The sequence below is a fragment of the Thalassovita litoralis genome (assembly GCF_900182725.1).
GTDB lineage: Bacteria > Pseudomonadota > Alphaproteobacteria > Rhodobacterales > Rhodobacteraceae > Thalassobius > Thalassobius litoralis.
On sequence record NZ_FXTO01000023.1, the window covers coordinates 1 to 21,060 of the forward strand.

Sequence of the window (21,060 nt, forward strand, 5' to 3'; positions counted from 1 at the left end):
GGCGGCGGGTCGCCACCCGATATGACCGCTGCCCCGAAGTCTTCCTCTCGGCCATCGCTCTCGCCGCAACAGTCATGTTTTGGTTATGAGTCCTGAGCCTAGGGTCAGCACGCGTTCGAAGCAGGTAATCGCTTCCTCGTGATTGAAACCGTATTGCCAAACTAATCCCCTATCGAACCAGACTTGCGCTTCGGCAGAGGTATTGTTCAACGGGCGCCCAAACGAACCGAGATTGAAATAAGTCATCACGATAACTCATCCCTCTGTTGAAGGCCAAATCATGAATTGAGAATACATTAAAATGCCTAACCGAGATAGATGCGGTGCAGGTCAGGCTGGCATTTCCGGTGGGAACGATCCTGCGGAACGCCATGTTTGCGGCGCGGCGTATGGTTTCGCCGTCAAGGCACAACAGTACTGACGCCAAATTATCTGGCGGGGTGCGAGGGCATAAATAACATGTTTTCCGTGCATTACGCGGATTTATCCGGGCCGTTGTTTTTCAGCAAAAAGTGGGTGGGTGAAAATCTGCATTAGATGCCCTTGAAGACGCCGATTGAAATCGTGGATGGTGTTCCGAGAGGACAAGGGAGTTGGGGAATTGACAGATCAAAATTTGCGTTGGGAGGCACCGCTGCGGCGGGAACGTCATTATGGGAACCGGGTTGTCGCGTGCTATCCTGACCGACCGGCGAATGTGTATGCGATGTTCGCGCAGGCCGTTGCCAAATGTCCCGACAACACAGCGATCGTTTTCGGGGATCAAAGGCTGACCTATGCCATGCTGTCCGATCAGGTGGCCCGCGTGGCCGCCGGGCTGGCCGCGCGCGGGCTGGGGCAGGGGGACAGGATTGCGCTGCTGCTGGGCAACGGGATTCCCTTTGTGGTGGTGGTTTATGCAGCGGCGCAGATCGGCGCGGTGGCGGTCCCGCTTAGCACCCGCGACCAGCGTCCGGGGCTGCTTCATGCGCTGACCAATTCGGGAGCCAAAGCGATTGTCACCGACGATGAATTTACCCATCTGGTGCCGGATGCCGCCGATGCCCCCGATCTGGTGATCCGTCTGTCTGTTGGCGGCGCCGACGGGTTCGAGGAATATCAGGCCTTGCTTGCCGCGCAGCCCATGATTGGCGTGGCAGAAGTGGCAGAGGAAGACCCGGCTTTTATCCTGTACACATCGGGAACGACAGGGGTTCCCAAGGGGGCCATGCTGACGGGCCTTGGGGTGGTGCATTCCGCGACGAACTTTATTCAGATCATGGATCTGGGGCCGGATGATTGCACGATCCTTGTGGTTCCGATGAACCATGTGACGGGGCTGGTGGCGGGGATTTTGACGATCCTTCGGGCTGCGGGAACGCTGGTGGTGATGCGTGAATTCGCGGTTCAGCCTTTCCTTGAAACCGCCGCGCGCGAGGGGCTGACGTTCAGCGTTCTGGTTCCGGCCATGTATAACCTGTGCCTGCATCGCGCGACCCTTTCGGATTACGATCTGTCCGCGTGGCGGATCGGTGGGTATGGCGGTGCGCCCATGCCTGCGGCCACGATCGAACGCATGGCGGATGCCCTGCCGGGGCTGGGGCTGATGAATGTCTACGGCGCGACAGAGCTTAGCTCGCCCGCGACGGCGATGCCTGTGTCAGAAACGGCGCAACGGCGGCTGTCGGTCGGGTTGCCCGTGCCGGGGGCCGAAATTTGCGTGATGGACAACGACGGGCGCGAGTTGCCTGCCGGTGAAACCGGCGAACTGTGGATCAGGGGGGCCATGACGGTGCCGGGGTATTGGAACAACCCCGAAGCCACCGAACGCGAATTCGTTGCCGGGTTCTGGAAATCCGGGGATATGGGCATGATCGACCAACAGGGTTTCGTCCACGTTCAGGACCGCAAAAAGGATATGGTGAACCGAGGTGGTCACAAGATTTTCTCGTCCGAAGTGGAAAGCGTCCTGACCGCCTATCCCGGTGTGTTCGAGGCCGCAGTCGTGGCCAAGCCCTGCCCGATCCTTGGGGAACGCGTTCATGCTGTGCTGTCCGTGGCCGCAGGCGGGATCGACGAAGAAGGGCTGAACCAGCACTGCGCTGAACGGCTTTCGGATTACAAATGCCCGGAAAGCTTTACCTTGCAGGAAACGCCTTTGCCGCGAAATGCGAATGGCAAGATCATGAAACGCGAAATCAGGATAGAGCTGGGATACGCCTGAGCAGAGTGTTTGTGATCGTGGGCTGTGTCGGGTGAATGCTTTTCGGATTCACCCGATCCGCCGCAGCAATTGCCTGCCACCCCATCCTTTCGATTGCGGACGCCTGCGGCGATGGCTCTGGTCAGGGGCGGTGTTGCGATGTAGAAGATAGCCTTCCTTGCTATTTAGTGCGTGCTGCCCGATGCCTGCTGTTGATCCCAATCCCCGTAAATCCGAATTGCTGATGCCTGCCGGTTCCCTTGAACGGCTAAAGGTGGCGGTGTTGTATGGGGCGGATGCGGTGTATCTGGGCACGCCGGACATGTCGCTGCGGACGAAATCCAAATTCTCGCTGGAGGATATCAAGGAAGGCGTTGCTTTTGCCCATGCGCATGGGGTGCGGGTGTATCTGACGCTGAACCTGTTTACCCATAACAAGGACGTCCCAAAGCTGGACGCCTATCTGGGGACGCTGCGCGAAATTGGTCCCGATGGGGTGATCGTGGCCGATCCCGGCGTGTTCCATTACCTGCGTAAACACGCGCCGGAATTGCCGCTGCATGTATCCACGCAGGCGAATGTCTGTTCTTGGCTGACGGTGGATTTCTGGGCCGATCAGGGGGCCGAACTGGTGGTTCTGGCGCGTGAGGTGACATTCCCGGAAATGCAGGAAATCCGCGAAAAATGCCCCGATATACGGCTGGAAAGCTTTGTTCACGGGGCCATGTGCATGACCTATTCGGGGCGCTGCCTGTTGTCGAACTTTCTGGCCGAACGCGGGGCCAATCAGGGCAATTGTGCTAACTCTTGCCGCTGGCAATACAAGGTCCACATGAAACTGAAGGACGGCACGATCAAGGAACTTCCCCTGTCCGAAGAAAACGCCGAACTGTTTGAATTCGTGCTGGAGGAAGGCGTGCGCCCCGGTGAATTCATGCCCATCGAAGAAGACATGCGCGGGTCGTATATCCTGAATTCCAAGGATATGTGCCTGATGCCGAAACTGGATGATCTGCTGCGTGCGGGTATCGACAGCCTGAAGGTCGAAGGCCGCAACAAAAGCCCCTATTATGTGGCGACGGTGGCGCGGGCCTATCGGCGGGCGATTGACGCGTGGTATGCCGATCCCGAAGGCTGGGATGCCACGACCTATATGCAGGAATTGGATGCGGCCACGAACCGGGGCTATACGATTGCCTTTCATCAGGGGCGGTTGCAGAATTTCGCGCACGGGTATGAACACACCAAGGCGATGGCCCCGTGGGAATTCGCGGGTATCATCGAAGAAACGCACGAGGACGGGTTGGTGCTGGCGGTGAAAAACCAGCTAGAGGCAGGCGAGGTGCTGGAATTCCTGCCGCCCGATCCCTTGGCCGAGCCGGTGCTGCTGCGCCTGTATGCGTTCCAGATTGGTGGTGAACAGCGCGACGCGGCCTTTGGCAGTCGTCAGGACCGGGTGTTTATTCCCTATAGCGCTTTTGACCGCGAAACACCGGATTCCGTGCGCCGTCGGTTCCCGCCCTATACCATCGTGCGCAAGGAATCCCTGCTGGCCGAAGACGAATGGCGTCGCCTGAAGCTGGATAAGACCGCGCAGAAGATCGAACTGGGGCAGGTGGGGCGCGAAACGGCCTATCGCCGACAGACTCGCTTGCTGCAAGAAGCGATCGGCGACGAAACAATGGAAAAACGTGCCCGCACATCGCGCAAGGGGGCCGAAGGCTGCTGTGGGCGTGGCTGCAACGGGTGCCTGATGTTCTGGAATGACCCCGAGTATGCCAAGGCCCGCGCCTTGCTGGCGCAAAAGAAACCGGGACAGTTGTTGGACCGCGACATGCGCGAAGAAAGCGCCTGAATCGCGTGCCGCCTTGATGTGTTGCTCGGCGGCTCCCCCAAATCTGTGGTTCCGGTTTTGGGCGGGCTGGTCTTGATGATGACCGGTCTGGTGGCATGGTTGCCCTTTGCGTGGGGTTCGGGCAGTAGACCGGCGCCATCGGGGATATGATTGAGGGGCGATCCAGTTTTGCCTAGCAATATATATTTTTGATAGGCATAGTTGTGCCAAGCATTAATGGAAATTGATAGGCATGATCCCCCTGAGCAGCATCGCGATGAGCGCCTATACCGATCTGGTCCGGCTTTTGCGGGACGAGGCCGCAGCCGGTATCAAGGGCAAACCCATCCTGAAACAGCGTGGGAAACGGGGGTATTGGTACGCCGCGCGCCGGGTCGGGTCCGAAATGAAATTCTTCTATATCGGGGAAGATACGGATGAAACGCAGGCGCGGATTAACCGGATCGAGGAATTGCGCGCCACCGCCAAAGCCCGGCAGTCCGAACGATCCCGATTGGTCCGGTTACTGCGCGCCGAGGGGATGACGCCCACCGACCGGGCCACCGGCGCGATCCTGTCGGCAATGGCGGATGCGGGTACGTTTCGTTTGGGCGGCACGATTGTCGGAACGAATGCCTTTCGCCTGTACGAGGGCGAGCTTGGTCTTCGGCTGCCCTTGGGCGGGATGGCAAATACCGGGGATATTGATATTGCACAGTTTGAAAAACTGAGCGTCGCGCTGGAGGATCAGGTCGAACCCAGTCTGGCGGCCGCCTTTTCAGCGCTGAAGTTTGAACCTGTTCCCGGCCTGAACCCTCGACAAACCTGGCGCTGGTCGCAGGGCGGAAGCGGCCAGTTGGTTGAATTTCTGACACCGGCCTTTGGTGAAGAAACCATCCGCGATTTGCCCGCGCTGGGGGTGAATGCGCAGGCGCTGAATTTCCTGAATTTTCTGATAGCAGACCCGATTTATGCGGCGGCGCTCTATCGGTCGGGCGTTCTGGTGCAAATCCCCCGCCCCGAGCGGTACGCGATTCATAAGCTGATTGTCGCAGACCGCCGCCGGGACGGGGACGGAACCCTGAAAGCATCCAAAGATCGGGAACAGGCTGCCTTTTTGATCGAAGCGCTGGCCGAAGATCGCCCCGATGATCTGACCGAAGCATATGAAACGGCAATCGGGGTTGGCCCACGCTGGCGTGAACACATTGCAAATTCACTGAAACGGATGCCCGAAACGGCCAAGAGGCTTGGCAGCCTGAGCGGCTAAGAGCCTGACAACACCCGAACGAAGCCCGTCTTGCCAAAACATTCGGCGCAACCCAAGACTGCCCTTGGAGGATGACAGACGGGGTAGGACCGGGGAACCGTCGTCCCCGATCCATAAGTTTATCAAATACGTCCGCCATAGACGGGGAACATGCTGGCCTCGCCATAATCCTTGATGCGGTCCACTGATTTCAGCGTTTCCATATCCGTGTCCGATATCTGGAAATCCAGCGCAGCATTGTTGCGCATGTGATCCGGGTTGGCCGTTTTCGGAAGGGGCAAAAGACCCAGTTGCAGACAATAGCGGATACCCAGCTGAGGCACGGACACGCCGTAGCTTTCGGCGATTGCTGCGATCTGGGCATTTTTCAAAAGCTCGCCGTGGCCGACCGGGGAATAGGCTTCGACCAGCAACCCCTTAGCTTTTGAATAGTCGATCAGATCGAACGGCGTGTTCGAGATATGCGCTAGGATCTGGTTCAGCATTGGGGCGACCGCGGCATTGTCGATAAGATTGTCGAGATCGGCTTGCAGGAAGTTTGAAACGCCGATGGCGCGCAGCTTTCCTGCGTCATAAGCGTCTTCAAGGGCTTTCCACGCTGCAAGGTTGCCTGCGAAAAACCGATCCGCGTCGTGGAAGTTCTGCCAAGGGGTCGGGCTGTGGATGATCATCAGATCTATGTAGTCAAGCTGCATCGCGGCAAGCGAGGCATCAATGGCTGCTTTCGCGCCTTCATAGTCCTTGATGCCAGCGTCAAGCTTGGTGGTGACGAAGATTTCGCCGCGCGGAACGCCGCAGGTGCGCACGCCTTCTCCGACGCCACGTTCGTTGCCATAGGCTTGGGCGGTGTCGATGTGGCGATAACCGATCTTGGCGGCGGCGCGGACAGCCTGTGCCGCGTCGTCGTCGGGGATCATCCAAGTGCCAAGCCCCAGCTTTGGGATTTCGACGCCGTTGGATAGGGTATAGGTTTCATCGAGGATCATTGCTGTCTCCGGTATTTTGAAATTGGTTCGGTATCGTTGGGGGCGGGTTTGCCCTATGGGGGATTGGGTTAGCGGTTGTAGGTTTCGTCCGGGACTTTCTCCATCCAATCAACGGCCTTGCCATCGAGTACTTCCTGAATCGCCATGTGGGTCATCGCGCTGTCGGGGGCGGCACCGTGCCAGTGCTTTTCACCGGGGGCGAACCAGACCACGTCACCTGTGCGGATTTCCTCGATTGGACCGCCCCAACGCTGCACGCGGCCCGTACCGGCCATGACAACCAAGGTCTGTCCAAGCGGATGGGTGTGCCATGCGGTGCGCGCCCCCGGCTCGAACGTTACATTGGCGCCTTGCACCCGTTCCTTGTCAAAGGCGTTGAAAAGCATCTCGACCTGCACCGCGCCTGTAAACCAGTCTGTCGGTCCGGGCATGGTTGGCCGTTTTTCCGAGCGGATAATTTCCATGGAATATCCTTTCCTGTTTCGCTGCATCTGCTGGCAATTTAGTGGAGATTCATCTATGCAATTAGATGCGATAATCGACATGATCTATTGAGTTGGATTCAGTAATGGCGCGTGATCAATTCAGCGAATTACGTGCATTCATCGCCGTTGTGCAGGAACGAGGCTTTGCAAAGGCTGCGACACGGCTTGGGGTTTCTGCTTCTGCGCTCAGCCACACGATCCGGAGGCTGGAAGAGCGGCTTGGATTGCGGCTGTTGTTACGCACGACGCGTTCGGTCTCTACGACCGAGGCGGGTGAGCGTCTGTTCCACGCGATTGCACCGCATTTCGAGCAGATTCATGCTGAACTGGATGCGCTAAGCGAATTACGGGACAAACCGTCCGGTTCGCTGCGGATCAGTTCGGGGATACATGCGGCGCAAACGATCCTGCAACCCAGATTGGCGGAATTCCTGCCGCGCTATCAGGACATCAATGTGGAGGTGTCCATCAATGATGGTTTCGTTGATATTGTGCGCGACCATTTCGATGCCGGTGTTCGGCTGGGGGAATCCGTTAGCAAAGACATGATCGCCGTGCGGATCGGGCCGGACTTTCGGTTTCTTGTTGTCGGTACACCGTCCTATTTTGCCCGCCGCTCGGCCCCTGAACATCCGCGGGATCTTACCAACCACCAGTGCATCAACCTGCGCATGGCTGCGGCGGGTCATCTGTATGCGTGGGAGTTTGAAAAAGATGCGCGAGCATTAGAGGTCCGGGTTGGTGGCCAGCTTGCCTATGACAGTATCATGTTGGTGGTTCAGGCCGCGCTGGATGGGCTGGGCCTTGCCTTCATTCCAGAGGATCTGGCGCAGCCTCATATCCAAGCCGGACGGCTGCAAAGCGTTCTGAACGACTGGTCCGCGCTGGTGCAAGGGTATCACCTGTATTACCCCAACCGGCAATTGGGTTCACCGGCTTTCGCCCGACTGCTGGATGCGCTGCGGTATCGGGACAAGTCGCATATCTAAACTGGGGGCGCGGGGTAAGGCACAGATGCGGGTATCCGTGCCCTACCCGCCGGGGATCAGGCGTTCCGCGCCAGATGCGACGCGGCGATATAGCCAAAGGTCAGCGCCGGGCCAAGCGTGATACCGGGGCCGGGGTAGCTGCCTGCCATAATCGAATTCATGTCATTTCCGGCGGCATATAGCCCGCTGATCGGGGTGCCGTTGGCATCCAGAACCTGCGCGTTTTCATTGGTCACGATCCCGATACTGGTGCCAATATCGCCGGGATAAATCCGCAACGCATAAAACGGCCCCTGATCAATCGGGCGCAGGCAGGGGTTGGGGGTATTCTGCGGATCGCCCAAATAACGGTTATAGGCGCTGCCGCCCTTGTCAAAGGCCGTGTCCGTGCCGGTGGCGGCATCGGTGTTATAGCGCGTTACGGTTTGGGCGAACGTATCCGCCGGAAGCGACAGCGCCCCACCCAGATCGGCCAGCGAGGCCGCCTGCGTGACATAGCCGTTGCGGATGAACGGCGACAGGCGACCGGGGAACGGACGCACCGCACCCAGCCCGTAGCGGCGGATAAAACGGTGGTCACAGATCAGGAAGAAATCCTTGGCCCCGGTTTCCATCGCCCGTAACATCCCCGACACGAAATCGTGGTACGAGGCGCTTTCGTTCACGAACCGCTGGCCGTCGGCAGTCACGGCAATCAGTCCCGGCTTGGCACGGTCCAGAAACAGATGCGGGAAGGGAACCTTGGTCCCATCCGGGCGGCGCAGTTTGGAAACCGGGGTCCAGAACGCAGCGTTCAGGTTATTTTGCCCACGGATTGCGCCTGCGGCTTCGGCGGCGGTCAGCCCGTCACCCGTATTGCCCATGGGTGACATGGAATGATGTTCCCCGCCGTTGCGGGCGTGATCCATGACCTGCTGGCGCAGGCTGTCGGATTGCGGAAACCCGCCCGAGGCAAGGATCACCCCATGGCGCGTGGCAATGCGATGGGTTTGCCCGCCTTGTTCTACAGTGACCCCCTGCACACGGCCTGTTTCGTCCTGTTCCAACCCGGCCAAGGCGGATTCATAGTAAATCGGGATGCCCAGATCATGCACAGTTTTGCCCAGACGGGCGGCCAGCGCGTTGCCCATCACCGACCGGGTGCCGCGCCCGAACCGCAGCAAATCGTTCAAATGCCGCAGCACAACGCGCGTGGTATACACGAAGGACGACAGCGAGCGGTGCATATTCGGCAGTTGCCCCAAATCGGTGCGCCCCACCATCATGCCCTTTAGCACGGTAAATTCGGGGATCGGTTTGCGCAGGCGCGACAGGGCCGAACCCAGTTTCCGGGCATCGTAATCCAGCGGGTCCATCACCCGCCCGCCCAATGTTCCTCCGGGCAAATCGGGGTGATAATCCGGGCCAAGCGCCCGCGCGGCAAAGCGGGCTTCGGTTTCGGTTTCCAGAAAGCGCACCACTTCGGGGCCGGTGTCCAGAAAGGCATTGACCAGCGGCGCGTTCATGCGGTTGCCCATTTCGGCGGACAGATAGGTGAGCGCCGCCTCTTTGCTGTCGTCGGCGTGGCCCACTTCGGCGGAATGGGGGTTACAGGGAATCCAGACCGCCCCGCCCGAAACAGCGGTCGAACCGCCAAACGCATCGGTTTTTTCCAACAGGATCGGGGACAGCCCCAGTTTTTTCAGACGGATTGCGGCGCTCATACCGGCGGCGCCGGTGCCGACGACGATGGCATCGGCCTGCGTGGGAAGCTGGGTCATTGCGCGGGTTCCTTTGGGGCAGGGGCCAGACGGCCCGTCATCCAACCGCCATCGACCTTCAGGATTTCGCCGGTGATGAACCCGGCCCGATCCGAGGCCAAAAATGCAATGGCGTCAGCGACTTCTTCGGGTTGACCGGTGCGGCCAAGCGGGGTGCCTTCCAGCATGACGCGCTGTGTCCATGCGCCGGATTTGATCCTGCCATCGGTGAGCGGGGTATGGATCAGGCCGGGCGCCACGGCGTTGATGCGTACCCCATCGCGGCCAAATTCACAGGCCAGTTGCGTGGTCAGGGCCGCCACTGCGCCCTTGGACATGGAATAAGCCGAGGTGCCACCGACCCCCGTCAGCCCAAAGACAGAAGCGACATTGACAATCGCCCCGCGCCCCTGCGCTGCCATCACCGGCAGCGCGGTACGACACAGACGGAAGGTGCCAGCGATGTTGATGTCCAGAAACCGGGCCAGATCGTCATCCGTTGTGGTGATGATCGGCGGCGAGGCGGCAACCCCTGCGTTATTCACCAGAACCGCCCAGTTCAGCCCGGTTGCGGCCACGGCATCCGCAATGCGGGCGGGGCTGTCGGGGGCCGCGATGTCACAGGCCAGACGCCCGGCCAGCGGGGTTTTGAAACGGTTGTCAGGCAGCGCATCCAATGCCGCCGCGTCGCGGTCAACCAACAACACCCGCGCCCCGCGTTCGGATAGCAGCGTGGCGGTGGCCAGCCCAATGCCGCTGGCCGCGCCGGTTACAACGGCAATCCCTGTGATCCGATCAGACATTGCCACCCCCAACAGAACGGCCACCGTCTACGATGATCACTTGTCCGGTGATGTAATCGGTGCGCGGGCTGGCCAGCATGGACGCCACATTTGCCACGTCCTTGGGCTGCCCGATCCGGCCCAGTGGTTGATACGAGGCAAGCTTCGCGCGCTCTTCGTCGCTCCAACCTGCCAGAATGGGGGTTTCGATCACACCGGGCGCAATGGCGTTCACAAGGATATTGTCCGGGGCCAGTTCCAGCGCCATGCAGCGGGTCAGGGACACGACCGCACCCTTGGATGCCGCATAATGCGCCACGTTGGGCGATCCCAGATAGGCGCGGGATGCGATATTCACGATCCGCCCGCCCGATTGCGCCATCCGCTGCATCGCCAGTTTGCTAAGCTCAAACAGGGCGATCGTGTTGATGTCATACATGCGCGAAAAATCAGCGCCAGTCAGGTCGGCAATCGGGGCAGGGTTGAAAATTCCGGCGTTGTTGACCAGCGCGAACAGATCCCCAGCGCGATCAATCAGGGCGGTGCGGGCGTCGGCATCGCCCAGATTGGCGGTGAAATACTCGACCGAGCCGGAAATCCCTGCTGCCGCTTCGGCCAGTGCCGCTTCGTTCATATCTGTCATCAGGACGTGAAATCCGTCCTCGGCCAAGCGGGCTGAAATGGCCCGCCCCATACCCCCGGCAGCGCCGGTGACGATTGCGGTTTTTCCGTTGCTTGCTGTCATGTTTGCCTCTTGCGTCAGTGGGCTGCGGACCCAATTGCCCGCAGCCCGTTTTGCAGCCGCCCACGGAAGGTCAGGCGGTGCAGATTTGCCTTATTCCATGCCGTAGGTGGACACGTTGATCTGATCGAACAGGTTTTCTTTGATCACCTTGGTCACGGCTTCTTCGTCGTGCCGATCCACATTCGCAAACAGGCCCTGCCATTTGGCAACATAGGGGCGGAAGCGGGCATACAGTGCTTCGGGGTCTGCAATGCCGTGGGTGGATTTGGCAATCTCGGCCATGCCGCCCACGCCGCCAGCGGCCCAATCGTCATAGGCCTTTTGCAGGGTTGCGTCCGGTTCGATCAGGGTAACGCCAGCGGCCTTGGCTTTTTCCAGCGCGTCCTGGGCTTCTTTGTCGTAATGGATTTGCATCCGGGCCATCGCGCGGGCGGATTGATCGAACAGGGTCCGGCGCTGTTCGTCTGTCAGGCCTTTCCAGAAGGTTGGGTTATAGGCATAGGTCACACCGGCATAGAAGGGGCTCATCTTCAGCAGGGTGACGGATTTCGCCACTTCCATCAGCGTCGCGCCGGATGTCAGGTGTGTCGGGTCCGAGGCGGTGCAATCAACAGAGCCACGCTCAAATGCGGTATAGATTTCCGAGGATGGTACGTTCACACCAACCACGCCGATTTCCTGACCGAACCGCGCCCAACCGCCGCCGGGCATCCGCACGCGTTTGCCTTTGACGTCAGCCAGCGTTTTGACGGGTTCGCGGCAGATGAAATAATAGATCGGGGTGGAATAGCTGCCGCCAAAGATCACGCCGTTTTTGCGCCAGTCATTATAGCCTTCGGCGTCGTTCATCATGAAATCGCCAAAGGCCAGCGACATGACATAGGCATCGGGGGTTTCAAACCCCATGTCGGCCAGCGCATTCGAGACCGGCAGGTCCGACGGGGTATAGGTTGCGGTATGGAACCCGACCTGTGCCAGCCCGTCAGCGGTGCCTTGCATGGTGGATTTCGCCGGGATCAGCGCGCCGCCCACGAAGACCTCGAAATCAATTTCGCCTTTGGTGGCTTCTTTGACCAGATTGGCCCAGCCTTGGTGGGCTTCCAGCGTGATGATGTGATTGGGTTCCAGCCATGTGGACAGCATTTGCTGTGCGCTGGCGATCTGGCTGCCCAGTGTCAGGATGGCCGAACTGGTCAGCGCCAGCGCCAGTGTCTTCATAGGTTTCATTTTACGTCTCCTCCTTGTTTGGATTCATTGCATCTGGGCGGGAAGCCACAGAACGATGGCCGGAAAGGCCACAAGTATCGCGATGGTCAGAACATCCATCGCCATAAACCACAGCGCCCCGCGAAAGATCGTGGGCAGCGCCACCTGTCCGCGCAGCGCGGAATTGATGACATAGACATTCAACCCCACCGGCGGCGTGATCAGGCCGATTTCCAGCAGCTTGATGACGATGATGCCGAACCAGATCATGTTCACATCGGCAGCATTCAGCAGTGGCATCAGGATCGGCAGGGTCAGCAGCATCAGGCCGATTGAATCGATGAACATGCCCATGACGATATAAATGATGGCAATCATCAGGATCAGCGTCAGCGGGTCATCCCCAACGCTTAGCATGGCGTTGGCAACCACCTTTGGCACGCCGGTCAGCCCCATGAAGCTGGTGAACATGCTGGCCCCCATCGCAATGATGAAGATAACCGAGGTTCCCGCCGCTGCATCTTTCAGCGCGCTGCGCATCATTTGCAGGTTCAGCGTGCGGCGCATGGCGGCGATCCCCACCGCGATGAAGGCACCGACAGCCCCGGCCTCGGTTGGGGTCATGATCCCCAGAAAGATACCGCCAAGCACGCCGAAAATCAGCAGGGGCAGCGGCCAGATTTCACGCAATGCGGCCTTTAGTTCACCGGGTTCAATCCGCACGTCGGTTGGCGGGGCCAGCGACGGGGTGAATTTTACCCGAGCCACGATCATGCCCATATAGATCGCCGCCGACAGCACGCCGGGCAGGAAACCCGCCATGAATAACTGGCCCACCGATTGCTGGGTAAATACGCCATACAGCACCATCAGGATCGAGGGCGGGATCAGCGATCCCAGCGTCCCGGACGCCGCAACGCAGCCGGTGGCCAAGGCCTTGTCATAGCCGGATTTGATCATTTCCGGCACGGCAATCCGGGCCATTGCGGCTGACGTGGCAACGGATGACCCCGAAGCGGCGGCAAACAATGCGCAGGCGCCAACGGTAGAACAGGCCAATCCGCCCGGCACCCGCGCCAGCATCACCCGCATGGCGCGGAACAATCCGTTGGTCAGCCCCGCGTGGCTGGCGATATAGCCCATCAGCAGAAACATCGGCACCGCGCTGAAAGACCATGTTGCGATGAATTGATAGGGAACCGCGCGCACCAGACCCCAGGCGGCAGTCAGGTTCGTGCTGGCCCAGATACCGCCGAAGCTGACAAGGGCAAGAACGACACCAATGGGCATACGCAGCCCGATCAGGGTCAGCACCGCACCGATGCCGATAAAACCGATTTCAAGACGATCCATCAGACCGTTCCTCCGTCCGTATGATTGCCCAGAATGCGGCGGCGCGCATCGGCGTTGGTGATAAGCAGGATCAGATGATAGGCGCAGGCCAGCGCCCCCAGCGCAAAGCTGATCGGCAGCACGAAACGGCTGGGCCAGACAACAACGGTCACAGGCCCCATCACCACCTCGCCACTGTTAAAGGACCGGATGGCATCGCCATAGGTGATCCAGCCCAACCCGGCATAAACCGCCGTGCAAAGCGCCAGCACCAGCCCCATGCACAGGATTTGGAAGGGGCGGGAAAACTTGTCATAAAACAGGTCAACCGCCACCGATCCGCGTGTCATTTCCACAAAGGCGATCGGCAGGAAGACGGCCCCGACCATGTAGTAATAGGACACGACCTCTAGCGTGCCGGGAACGGGCTGGTTGAACAGGTATTTCATGCCCACGTCCAGCGTGACATGCAGCATCATGACCAACAGCAACAGCCCGCCGATTTCCAGCAAACGATTGGACAGCCAGTCCAGAATATTTGGGCGCGGTTGGGTGGTCATTGCATCCGGTATCCGCCATTGACGTCAATCACGCCGCCGGTGACATAAGACGCATCTTTGGAAATCAGGTATTCGACGGCGGCAGCCACGTCCTGCGGCTGACCGATCCGGCCCAGCGGGATGTTGCTGGCGGCGGCGGCTTCGTCACCTTCGGCCAGTGACAGGCGCAGCATGGGGGCGTCGATCAGGCCGGGCGCGACGGCATTGCAGGTGATACCCATTGGCGCGGCTTCGCGGGCGGTGGCCTTGGTCAGGCCGATAACGCCGGATTTGGATGAAATATAGGATGCCGAACTGCGGAACCCGCCCAGTTGCGCGGCACTGGAGGTAAAGGTCACAATCCGGGCATTGGATACAGGATTGGATTTCCGCCGCCGCAGAAATTCCCGGATCGTCAGGAATGTGCCGGTCAGGTTGACGGTATGCGTGCGCTGCCAGTCGTCCATATCCATGTCGATAATCGGGGTGCGATCACCGTCTGGTCCGAACAGCAGGATACCGGCGTTGCACACAACGGCGGTCAGTGGCCCGTCCGCTTCGGCGGCATCGAACCCAGCGGTGACGTCTGTTTCGTGGCGCACGTCCATTGCAATGCCGATATGGCCCTGTCCGGGCAACGTGGCCGCTGCTGTCTGGGCCTGTTCGGCGTCCAGATCGGCGATTACGATGCTGTCGCCGCTGGCTGCCAGTCTGGCCGCAATTCCTAATCCGATTCCACGGGCGCCACCCGTTATCAAGATACGTCGAGTCACCGGCCCCTCCTTCTGCTCGCTCGTAAAATTGTATCCAAAAAGGGTGTCGAATCGTTAATATGTCAACAAAAAAATTAAGATGTGTTCTAGATTGGATAAAATCTTGCGCTCGGAAAAATTGTCTGTAAGTTGTATCAAGCGCCTTCGAACCACAGGAGGAACAGGCCACATGTCTGCAACAAGTACCGAAGAAGTCACGAATATTTTGCGCGAACATATCATGTGCGGGCAGATACATCCGGGCGAACGATTGCAGCAAGAACGGCTTGCGCGGGCCTTGGGGGTTTCCCGCACACCGCTGCGCACGGCGCTGGCGAATCTGGCGAACGAAGGGCTTTTGCAATACGAGGCGAACCGCGGTTATACCGTGCGGGCGTTCGACCGTAAGGACATTATTGACGGCTACGCCGCGCGTGCCGTTCTGGAAGGTCTGGCCGCCTCCAGCGTGGCCACTGCGGGGATTGATTTTAGCACGCTAGAGAAAATGGAACGCTGGCTGGACATTGGCGACACCGCTTTGGCAAAAGGAAAATTGGATCCAAAAGACATTGATGCCTATCGACGGATGAATGTCTGTTTCCATGATGAAATCATCGCGCGTGCCGATAATCGCTGGATCTCTGAACTGGTGCGGCAAACGCAATTGATCCCTTTTGCGTCAAACCGGATGATCGTCTGGCAGGATTTTGACATCATGTATCGCACCCATGACGACCATCACCGGATACTGGAGGCGCTGAAGCGCCGCGATCCGATCCGCGCGGATTATCTGATGCGGGAACATGTGAATTTCGCCGGGGAATATCTGGCGCAATGTATCGAAACCGGGCGGATCATAACCGCGCCCGATGTTTCAGCCTCAACAACGGAGCTTGTCCAATGAAAGTGTATTTTTCGCCCTTTTCGCCCTATGTGCGCAAGGTCATGATGGTGGCCGCTGAAACCGGGCAAACGGTTGAAAAACTGGATTCCGCCGCCAGCCCGATCCAACGCGACCAGACGATCGTGGCCAAAAATCCCACGGGCAAAGTCCCCACCGCCATTCTGGATGATGGCAGCGCATTGTATGACAGCCGGGTTATCACCCGTTGGCTGGATGCGCAGCACGATGGCCCGCGTATGTACCCGGATGGGGATGCGCTTTGGACGGTCTTGCGGCGCGAAGCTGTGGCCGACGGATTGCTGGATGCCGCTTTGTTGGCGCGCTATGAAACGGCCATGCGTCCGGCGGAAATGCTGTGGCAGGAATGGCTGACCGGGCAGATGGACAAGATCGAAAGTTCGCTGGATCAGATGGAATCCGAAGCCGCAGGGTTTCAGGGGGTCGATGCCGGGCTGATCGCGATTGCCTGCGCTTTAGGGTATCTGGATTTCCGGTTCCCGGATCACGATTGGCGCACTGGCCGCCCTGCGCTGTCCGGGTGGTTCGGTGATTTTTCCAAGCGGGCGTCGATGCAGGACACCCGCCCGGATTAACGGCAGGGCCGTCACACCTGTGGCAGGCCGCACCTAACGGCCTGCCATATTTCATAAGGGTCAGTTGATCGCGCGGTCGCGGTTTTCCCAGAACTTGCTGCGAATATCGCGTTTCAGCACTTTGCCAACGGTGCTGCGGGGCAGATCGTCCCAGATTTCCACCGTTTTGGGGGCTTTGACGCTGCCCAGCAGGGCCTTGGCGTGGTCAATCAGCGTCGCTTCGGTCGTGGTTTGACCACCGCGTAGCTGCACCACGGCCTTGACGGCCTCGCCCCATTTGTCATCGGGAACGCCGATCACGGCGCAATCCTGAACGGCGGGGTGTGACAGCATCGCCTGTTCCACTTCGGTGGAAAACACGTTGAACCCGCCGGTGATGATCATGTCTTTCATACGGTCAACAAGGTGGTAGTAGCCATCCGCATCCTTGAACGCGATATCCCCGGTCAGATGCCAGCCATTGACGGTTGCCGCTGCGGTGGCCTCGGGGTTTTTGTAATAGCCCATCATCACCAGATCGGACCGCACGGCCAGTTCCCCCCGTTCCCCATCGGGAACAGGATTGCCACCTCCGTCCAGAATGGCCAGCTCCACATAGGGCGTGGCCTTTCCGCAGCTTGACAGAACCGAGTCAGAGGCGGGAACGCCGTTGGGGATATGTTCGGCGGGCGACAAATGGGTGCAGGTACAGGGGGCCTCGGACTGACCGAAGAACTGGGTCATGACGGGGCCAAAGACCGTGATCGCCTCTTTCAGCTTGGCAACAGACATCGGGGCGGCGCCATACAGGAAATACCGCAGGGAACTGTAATCGAACTGGCTGACCTGCGGATGGGCCAGCATCATGTAAATCACGGTCGGCGGCAGGAACAGATCGGTGACGCGGTGACGCGCAATCAACTGCATCAGGTTCAGCGGATCGGGCGAGGTGGTGATCACCGTCGTTCCCCCCTGCGCCATGATCGGAAAGCAGATCAGCCCCGCCGCATGGGTCAAGGGTGCTGCCGCCAGATAGACGGGCGGTTCATCATGCGGGCAAAGTTCTACGACCGTGCGGCAAAAGACGGCGATGCTGTGGCGGCTGAGCATGGCCCCCTTGGGCATACCCGTGGTCCCACCCGTAGGCAGGATCATAGACAAGCTGTGGGGGTCTTGTTGTGCGGGGGCGGCAATGTCAGAAACATCACCCAGCCAGTTTTCAAGACTGGGGTCCCCGTTCATTGGTTGATCCACACACACGAAGATTTCCACTTTGGGCAGGCCATCGCGAATGTCCTGTACCGTGGCGGCCATGCTGGAGTGATAGAACAACACCTGCGCATCAAACGCATCACACAGGTAACGGTTGTTGTCCGGTGTGTTCTTGGCGTTCAGCGGCACCCATGTCATGCCCGCCTTCAGAATGCCAAACACACAGGTAAAGGCGATGGCGTCATTGGGGCTGAGGACCGCACCTTGTACGCCATCCTGATACCCACAAGCGTTCAGCTTGTTGGCGATACGGTTGATCAGGCGGCCAACCTCTTGGTAGGTCCAGCTTTGGTCGCCAAAGATAAAGCAGGCCCGATCCGGGTGGTTTGCCAAACCTTTTTCAAATGCAGAAATCGCGTCCATTGTCTTACCCCTCAGTTGGTTCCAAGAATTGTTACGCAGGCGCTGGCCTCTTCCACGCCCAGCAGGCCGCCGCCGTTTTCGGCAATGCCGAAACGTGCGTTTTCCACCTGCCGCGCCCCGGCCTGTCCGCGTAGCTGATGTGTCAGTTCATAAATCTGGCCCAAACCCGTTGCGCCGATCGGGTGGCCCTTGCTTTCCAATCCGCCCGACGGGTTGATCGGGATGCGCCCGCCCAACCGGGTTGCGCCGCTTTCCGCCAAGGCACCGCCTTCGCCGATGGGGGCGAAGCCCAGACATTCGGACTGGATGATCTCACCAAAGGCGGCGGCATCGTGAACTTCGGCCACGCTCATGTCTTGCGGGCCGACACCGGCCTGTTCATAGGCGGCTTTCGCGGCCAGCGCAGTGATGTGGTTGGCGTAATCGCGTGGGTCGCGTACCGTGCTGGACCGCATGATTGCGGCCAGAATTTTCACGGGCTGACCTGTGAACCGGGGCAGCATATCCGCGCTGACAACCACGGCTGCCGCCGCCCCATCGCTGACCGGGGAACACATTGGCACTGTCAGCGGCCCGGTGACGACCGGCGCGGCCAGCACCTCTTCGATGCTCATGTCTTTCTGATACTGGGATTTCGGGTTCATCGTGGAATGGAAATGGTTTTTCGATGACACGGCGGCCATCTGGCGCTGCGTGGTGCCGAAGGCGTCCATGTGGTGCCGCGCCATGTGGTTGTAGAGATCCATAAACATGGAACGTTTCTGCGCCGCACCCGGCGGGGTGTCGGGGGTGAAATAGCCACCGATCAGGGTTTCGATATTCTGCTCTGGCGTGTGAACATCCCAGCCCGCGCTGAAAATCCCAAAGCTTTTGGCCTTGTCCTCGGACAGCAGTTTTTCCGCGCCAACGGCCAGCACCACATCGGCAGCGCCGCTGCGCACATGATTGACGGCCATATGCAGCGCGGTGCTGGCGGTGGCACAGGCGTTTTCGACATTGACCACTGGAATGCTGTGAATGCCCATCGCCCCCAGCGCGATCTGACCGGGGATGATATATTGCCCCTCCATGATGCCTTGTGCGGTGTTGCCGAAATAGGCGGCCTGTATATCGTCAACCGTTGCACCCGCGTCTTGCAGGGCGTCGGTGACGGCTTCTTGGGTCAGTGATTTCACGCTTCGGGTCAGGTGGCGGCCAAACTTCGTCATGCCGACGCCGATGATGTAAACGTCTTTCATGGGTATGCTCCTGTTGAATGGTTGGTGCGCCCTTGGCGGCGGGGGGGGTTAGAAAAGCATCCCCGGCAGCCAAAGCACGATTTGCGGAAAGACCGTGAAAAGGACGACCGCCCCCAACATGATCAGGAAGAAGGGAAAAGTGGCGCGGGCGATTTCCCCGATGGGTGCATTCGAGATGGATTGCACGATGAACAGGTTGAACCCCACCGGCGGCGTCATCAGCCCCAGTTCAATCATCAGCACAAGGAAAACGCCGAACCAGATCGGATCAATTCCGGCGGCCATGATGATCGGCATGACCAGCGGCAAAGAGACCACCATGATCGAAATGCCATCCAGAAACAGACCCAGAAAGATATAGAATATCGCAATGGCAATCAGCAGCATGGTCATGCTCAGGTTCAGGCTGAGGACCCAGTTCACCAAGGCTTGTGGGATGCCCACGATCCCAGCCGCAGCGGACATGAAGGACGCCGCGATCACCACAGCCCCCATGACACAGGTCAGCCGCGTGGCTGCAATGAGCGAGTCACGGATCAGTTCCCACGTCATGCGCCGTTCGATCAGGATCAGCACAGCCGCCCCGGCAACGCCTACGGCTGCCGCTTCGGTCGGGGATGCGATACCGCCGTAGATACTGCCCAGCACGGCCACCACCAGCGCAAGGATCGGCAACAGACCGAACAGCGCCCGCATATTCGCGGGTTTGGGATCGACCGTGGCCTTGCCGCCGCGCAGGGCGATATAGGCGGAATACATCAGCGCCAGCACCAGACCGGGCACCAGCCCCGCCGCGAACAGGCGCAGGATGGAAACATCCCCGATTACGCCGTACACGATCATGGCAATCGACGGTGGGATCAGCAGTCCAAAAGACCCAGCCCCGGCCAGCGATCCCAACACAAGGCGGCGATCATACCCACGCCCCAGCAATTCCGGCACACTGATCCGCCCGATGGTGGCCGTTGTCGCCGCAGACGACCCGGACACAGCGGCAAAGGTGGTGCAGCCCGCCACGTTCACATGCAGCAACCCGCCCGGAAAATGCCGGAATATCGGCACCAGCCCCTCGAACAGACGTTTGGACAGATCGGCCCGAAACAGCATTTCCCCCATCAGCAAAAACAGCGGAATGGCTGACATTTCCCATGACCGGGATGCGCGTACAGATACCTTGGCCGCCAGAATCCCCGCTTTGTCAAAACTAAAATCTCCGCCCAGCACCATGATCAGCGTGGCGACGACGAACAGTGTGGCAAAGGCCCAAAGCCCCAGCGCCAGCCCGCCGATAAAGATGACAAACAGGATAAGTGCGATTTCAAATTCCATGATCGGATGCCCCTTTGGTGGTGCTTGGGGTGGGCAGCAGCAGGCTTAGCCCGTGAAACAGCAGGATCAGCGCCAATGCTGAAACCCCGAACAGGGCAACCGCTTCGGGCAACCACAGCGGAAAGGGGACCACCCCATAAGATGTGGCACCCCGATCGAACAGCTTCAGCGTGGCGCGCAGGATGTAGCGCGCCCAAAACAGGGCAAAGCCAAGAGCAACCAGCGTCATGCACAGTTCCAGCGCCCGTTGCTGGCGTTTGCCCAGCCGGTCGCTGACCAGGGTCAGCCGGATCATGGCCCCGTCTTTGAACGTCGGGGCCAGCGCAAGAAGGATCGCTGCGGACACCAGATACCCCGCGACTTCCTCGGTCACGAGCAATGAACTGCTAAAGACGGACCGCAGGACGATCTCAGTCAGGATCAGGATCACCAGACCGGCGACTGCGGTCGCCGCGCCGATCATGCAAATTGCACAAATACTGTTGGAAAGGCGTCGAACAAAAGCCATGTCATTCTCCGGGCAAAGGGAATGCGGCAGGCG

At 59.4% G+C, this 21,060-nt stretch carries 19 protein-coding genes and 1 pseudogene; 7 read left to right on the forward strand and 13 right to left on the reverse strand.

Going from position 1 to position 21,060, the window contains the following annotated elements:
• The 4 genes and pseudogenes from FN828_RS14675 to FN828_RS14695 form a co-directional block, all read left to right on the forward strand.
• Nucleotides 1–89 (forward strand): annotated as a pseudogene (locus FN828_RS14675) (IS5/IS1182 family transposase); the annotation flags it as partial.
• Nucleotides 90–601: 512 nt separating this feature from the next.
• On the forward strand, nt 602–2,203 hold the full coding sequence (locus FN828_RS14685; RefSeq protein WP_235891494.1) for a class I adenylate-forming enzyme family protein: 1,602 nt from the start codon (nt 602–604) through the stop codon (nt 2,201–2,203).
• A gap of 181 nt (nt 2,204–2,384) precedes the next feature.
• Nucleotides 2,385–4,037 carry a U32 family peptidase gene (locus FN828_RS14690; RefSeq protein WP_142494232.1) on the forward strand — a complete coding sequence of 551 codons (1,653 nt, stop codon included), beginning with the start codon at nt 2,385–2,387 and terminating at the stop codon, nt 4,035–4,037.
• Between the two features lie 232 nt (nt 4,038–4,269).
• Nucleotides 4,270–5,286 (forward strand): nucleotidyltransferase family protein, encoded by a 1,017-nt coding sequence (locus tag FN828_RS14695; protein WP_185959033.1) that lies wholly within the window; start codon nt 4,270–4,272, stop codon nt 5,284–5,286.
• Between the two features lie 122 nt (nt 5,287–5,408).
• Here FN828_RS14695 and FN828_RS14700 read toward each other — a convergent pair whose 3' ends face one another.
• Nucleotides 5,409–6,272, reverse strand: coding sequence for an aldo/keto reductase (locus FN828_RS14700; protein ID WP_142494234.1), 864 nt, complete (start codon nt 6,270–6,272; stop codon nt 5,409–5,411).
• Nucleotides 6,273–6,340: 68 nt separating this feature from the next.
• Nucleotides 6,341–6,736, reverse strand: coding sequence for a (R)-mandelonitrile lyase (locus FN828_RS14705; RefSeq protein WP_142494235.1), 396 nt, complete (start codon nt 6,734–6,736; stop codon nt 6,341–6,343).
• Nucleotides 6,737–6,840: 104 nt separating this feature from the next.
• Between FN828_RS14705 and FN828_RS14710 the strand changes: the two genes are divergently transcribed.
• Nucleotides 6,841–7,746 (forward strand): LysR family transcriptional regulator, encoded by a 906-nt coding sequence (locus FN828_RS14710; protein WP_142494236.1) that lies wholly within the window; start codon nt 6,841–6,843, stop codon nt 7,744–7,746.
• Between the two features lie 56 nt (nt 7,747–7,802).
• On the opposite strand, the gene FN828_RS14715 is transcribed toward FN828_RS14710, so the two are convergent.
• The 7 genes from FN828_RS14715 to FN828_RS14745 all read right to left on the reverse strand — a co-directional run bounded on the left by FN828_RS14715 (nt 7,803) and on the right by FN828_RS14745 (nt 14,862).
• Nucleotides 7,803–9,506, reverse strand: a complete 1,704-nt coding sequence (locus FN828_RS14715) for an FAD-dependent oxidoreductase (protein WP_142494237.1) — start codon at nt 9,504–9,506, stop codon at nt 7,803–7,805.
• Nucleotides 9,503–10,288, reverse strand: coding sequence for an SDR family NAD(P)-dependent oxidoreductase (locus tag FN828_RS14720; protein WP_142494238.1), 786 nt, complete (start codon nt 10,286–10,288; stop codon nt 9,503–9,505). Before FN828_RS14720 ends, FN828_RS14715 begins: the two co-directional genes overlap by 4 nt.
• Complete coding sequence (locus tag FN828_RS14725) at nt 10,281–11,012, reverse strand: SDR family NAD(P)-dependent oxidoreductase (RefSeq protein ID WP_142494239.1); 732 nt, start codon at nt 11,010–11,012, stop codon at nt 10,281–10,283. The genes FN828_RS14720 and FN828_RS14725 overlap by 8 nt, the downstream gene beginning before the upstream one ends.
• A 90-nt stretch (nt 11,013–11,102) precedes the next feature.
• Nucleotides 11,103–12,239 (reverse strand): C4-dicarboxylate TRAP transporter substrate-binding protein, encoded by a 1,137-nt coding sequence (locus FN828_RS14730; RefSeq protein ID WP_142494240.1) that lies wholly within the window; start codon nt 12,237–12,239, stop codon nt 11,103–11,105.
• A gap of 24 nt (nt 12,240–12,263) precedes the next feature.
• Nucleotides 12,264–13,571, reverse strand: a complete 1,308-nt coding sequence (locus FN828_RS14735) for a TRAP transporter large permease (protein ID WP_142494241.1) — start codon at nt 13,569–13,571, stop codon at nt 12,264–12,266.
• Nucleotides 13,571–14,110 (reverse strand): TRAP transporter small permease subunit, encoded by a 540-nt coding sequence (locus FN828_RS14740; protein ID WP_142494242.1) that lies wholly within the window; start codon nt 14,108–14,110, stop codon nt 13,571–13,573. The genes FN828_RS14735 and FN828_RS14740 overlap by 1 nt, the downstream gene beginning before the upstream one ends.
• The gene (locus FN828_RS14745; protein ID WP_142494243.1) at nt 14,107–14,862 is read right to left on the reverse strand and encodes an SDR family NAD(P)-dependent oxidoreductase; all 756 of its coding nucleotides are present in this window, start codon (nt 14,860–14,862) and stop codon (nt 14,107–14,109) included. Before FN828_RS14745 ends, FN828_RS14740 begins: the two co-directional genes overlap by 4 nt.
• Before the next feature lie 169 nt (nt 14,863–15,031).
• Between FN828_RS14745 and FN828_RS14750 the strand changes: the two genes are divergently transcribed.
• Both FN828_RS14750 and FN828_RS14755 read left to right on the forward strand, forming a co-directional pair.
• Nucleotides 15,032–15,745: a GntR family transcriptional regulator gene (locus tag FN828_RS14750; protein WP_185959034.1), complete on the forward strand. Its 714-nt coding sequence runs from the start codon at nt 15,032–15,034 to the stop codon at nt 15,743–15,745.
• Nucleotides 15,742–16,338 carry a glutathione S-transferase family protein gene (locus FN828_RS14755; RefSeq protein ID WP_142494245.1) on the forward strand — a complete coding sequence of 199 codons (597 nt, stop codon included), beginning with the start codon at nt 15,742–15,744 and terminating at the stop codon, nt 16,336–16,338. Before FN828_RS14750 ends, FN828_RS14755 begins: the two co-directional genes overlap by 4 nt.
• 60 nt (nt 16,339–16,398) lie before the next feature.
• Here the strand turns inward: FN828_RS14755 and FN828_RS14760 are convergent, their stop codons facing one another.
• The 4 genes from FN828_RS14760 to FN828_RS14775 are packed head-to-tail and all read right to left on the reverse strand — an operon-like array spanning nt 16,399 to nt 21,027.
• Nucleotides 16,399–17,952: an AMP-binding protein gene (locus FN828_RS14760; RefSeq protein ID WP_142494246.1), complete on the reverse strand. Its 1,554-nt coding sequence runs from the start codon at nt 17,950–17,952 to the stop codon at nt 16,399–16,401.
• Between the two features lie 11 nt (nt 17,953–17,963).
• Nucleotides 17,964–19,190, reverse strand: coding sequence for a thiolase family protein (locus tag FN828_RS14765; protein ID WP_142494247.1), 1,227 nt, complete (start codon nt 19,188–19,190; stop codon nt 17,964–17,966).
• 48 nt (nt 19,191–19,238) lie between these two features.
• Entirely contained in the window at nt 19,239–20,519 is a 1,281-nt protein-coding gene (locus FN828_RS14770) for a TRAP transporter large permease (protein WP_142494248.1), read from the reverse strand.
• A complete protein-coding gene (locus FN828_RS14775; protein WP_142494249.1) occupies nt 20,509–21,027 on the reverse strand; it encodes a TRAP transporter small permease in 519 nt (172 codons plus the stop codon). Before FN828_RS14775 ends, FN828_RS14770 begins: the two co-directional genes overlap by 11 nt.
• Nucleotides 21,028–21,060: the final 33 nt, after the last annotated feature.

Bases quoted from the DNA above. Each gene is read 5' to 3' on its own strand.
- FN828_RS14690 (WP_142494232.1), top strand. From the start codon at position 2,385: ATGCCTGCTGTTGATCCCAATCCCCGTAAATCCGAATTGCTGATGCCT.
- FN828_RS14695 (WP_185959033.1), top strand. From the start codon at position 4,270: ATGATCCCCCTGAGCAGCATCGCGATGAGCGCCTATACCGATCTGGTC.
- FN828_RS14700 (WP_142494234.1), bottom strand. From the start codon at position 6,272: ATGATCCTCGATGAAACCTATACCCTATCCAACGGCGTCGAAATCCCA.
- FN828_RS14705 (WP_142494235.1), bottom strand. From the start codon at position 6,736: ATGGAAATTATCCGCTCGGAAAAACGGCCAACCATGCCCGGACCGACA.
- FN828_RS14710 (WP_142494236.1), top strand. From the start codon at position 6,841: ATGGCGCGTGATCAATTCAGCGAATTACGTGCATTCATCGCCGTTGTG.
- FN828_RS14715 (WP_142494237.1), bottom strand. From the start codon at position 9,506: ATGACCCAGCTTCCCACGCAGGCCGATGCCATCGTCGTCGGCACCGGC.
- FN828_RS14720 (WP_142494238.1), bottom strand. From the start codon at position 10,288: ATGTCTGATCGGATCACAGGGATTGCCGTTGTAACCGGCGCGGCCAGC.
- FN828_RS14725 (WP_142494239.1), bottom strand. From the start codon at position 11,012: ATGACAGCAAGCAACGGAAAAACCGCAATCGTCACCGGCGCTGCCGGG.
- FN828_RS14730 (WP_142494240.1), bottom strand. From the start codon at position 12,239: ATGAAACCTATGAAGACACTGGCGCTGGCGCTGACCAGTTCGGCCATC.
- FN828_RS14735 (WP_142494241.1), bottom strand. From the start codon at position 13,571: ATGGATCGTCTTGAAATCGGTTTTATCGGCATCGGTGCGGTGCTGACC.
- FN828_RS14740 (WP_142494242.1), bottom strand. From the start codon at position 14,110: ATGACCACCCAACCGCGCCCAAATATTCTGGACTGGCTGTCCAATCGT.
- FN828_RS14750 (WP_185959034.1), top strand. From the start codon at position 15,032: ATGTCTGCAACAAGTACCGAAGAAGTCACGAATATTTTGCGCGAACAT.
- FN828_RS14755 (WP_142494245.1), top strand. From the start codon at position 15,742: ATGAAAGTGTATTTTTCGCCCTTTTCGCCCTATGTGCGCAAGGTCATG.
- FN828_RS14760 (WP_142494246.1), bottom strand. From the start codon at position 17,952: ATGGACGCGATTTCTGCATTTGAAAAAGGTTTGGCAAACCACCCGGAT.
- FN828_RS14765 (WP_142494247.1), bottom strand. From the start codon at position 19,190: ATGAAAGACGTTTACATCATCGGCGTCGGCATGACGAAGTTTGGCCGC.
- FN828_RS14770 (WP_142494248.1), bottom strand. From the start codon at position 20,519: ATGGAATTTGAAATCGCACTTATCCTGTTTGTCATCTTTATCGGCGGG.
- FN828_RS14775 (WP_142494249.1), bottom strand. From the start codon at position 21,027: ATGGCTTTTGTTCGACGCCTTTCCAACAGTATTTGTGCAATTTGCATG.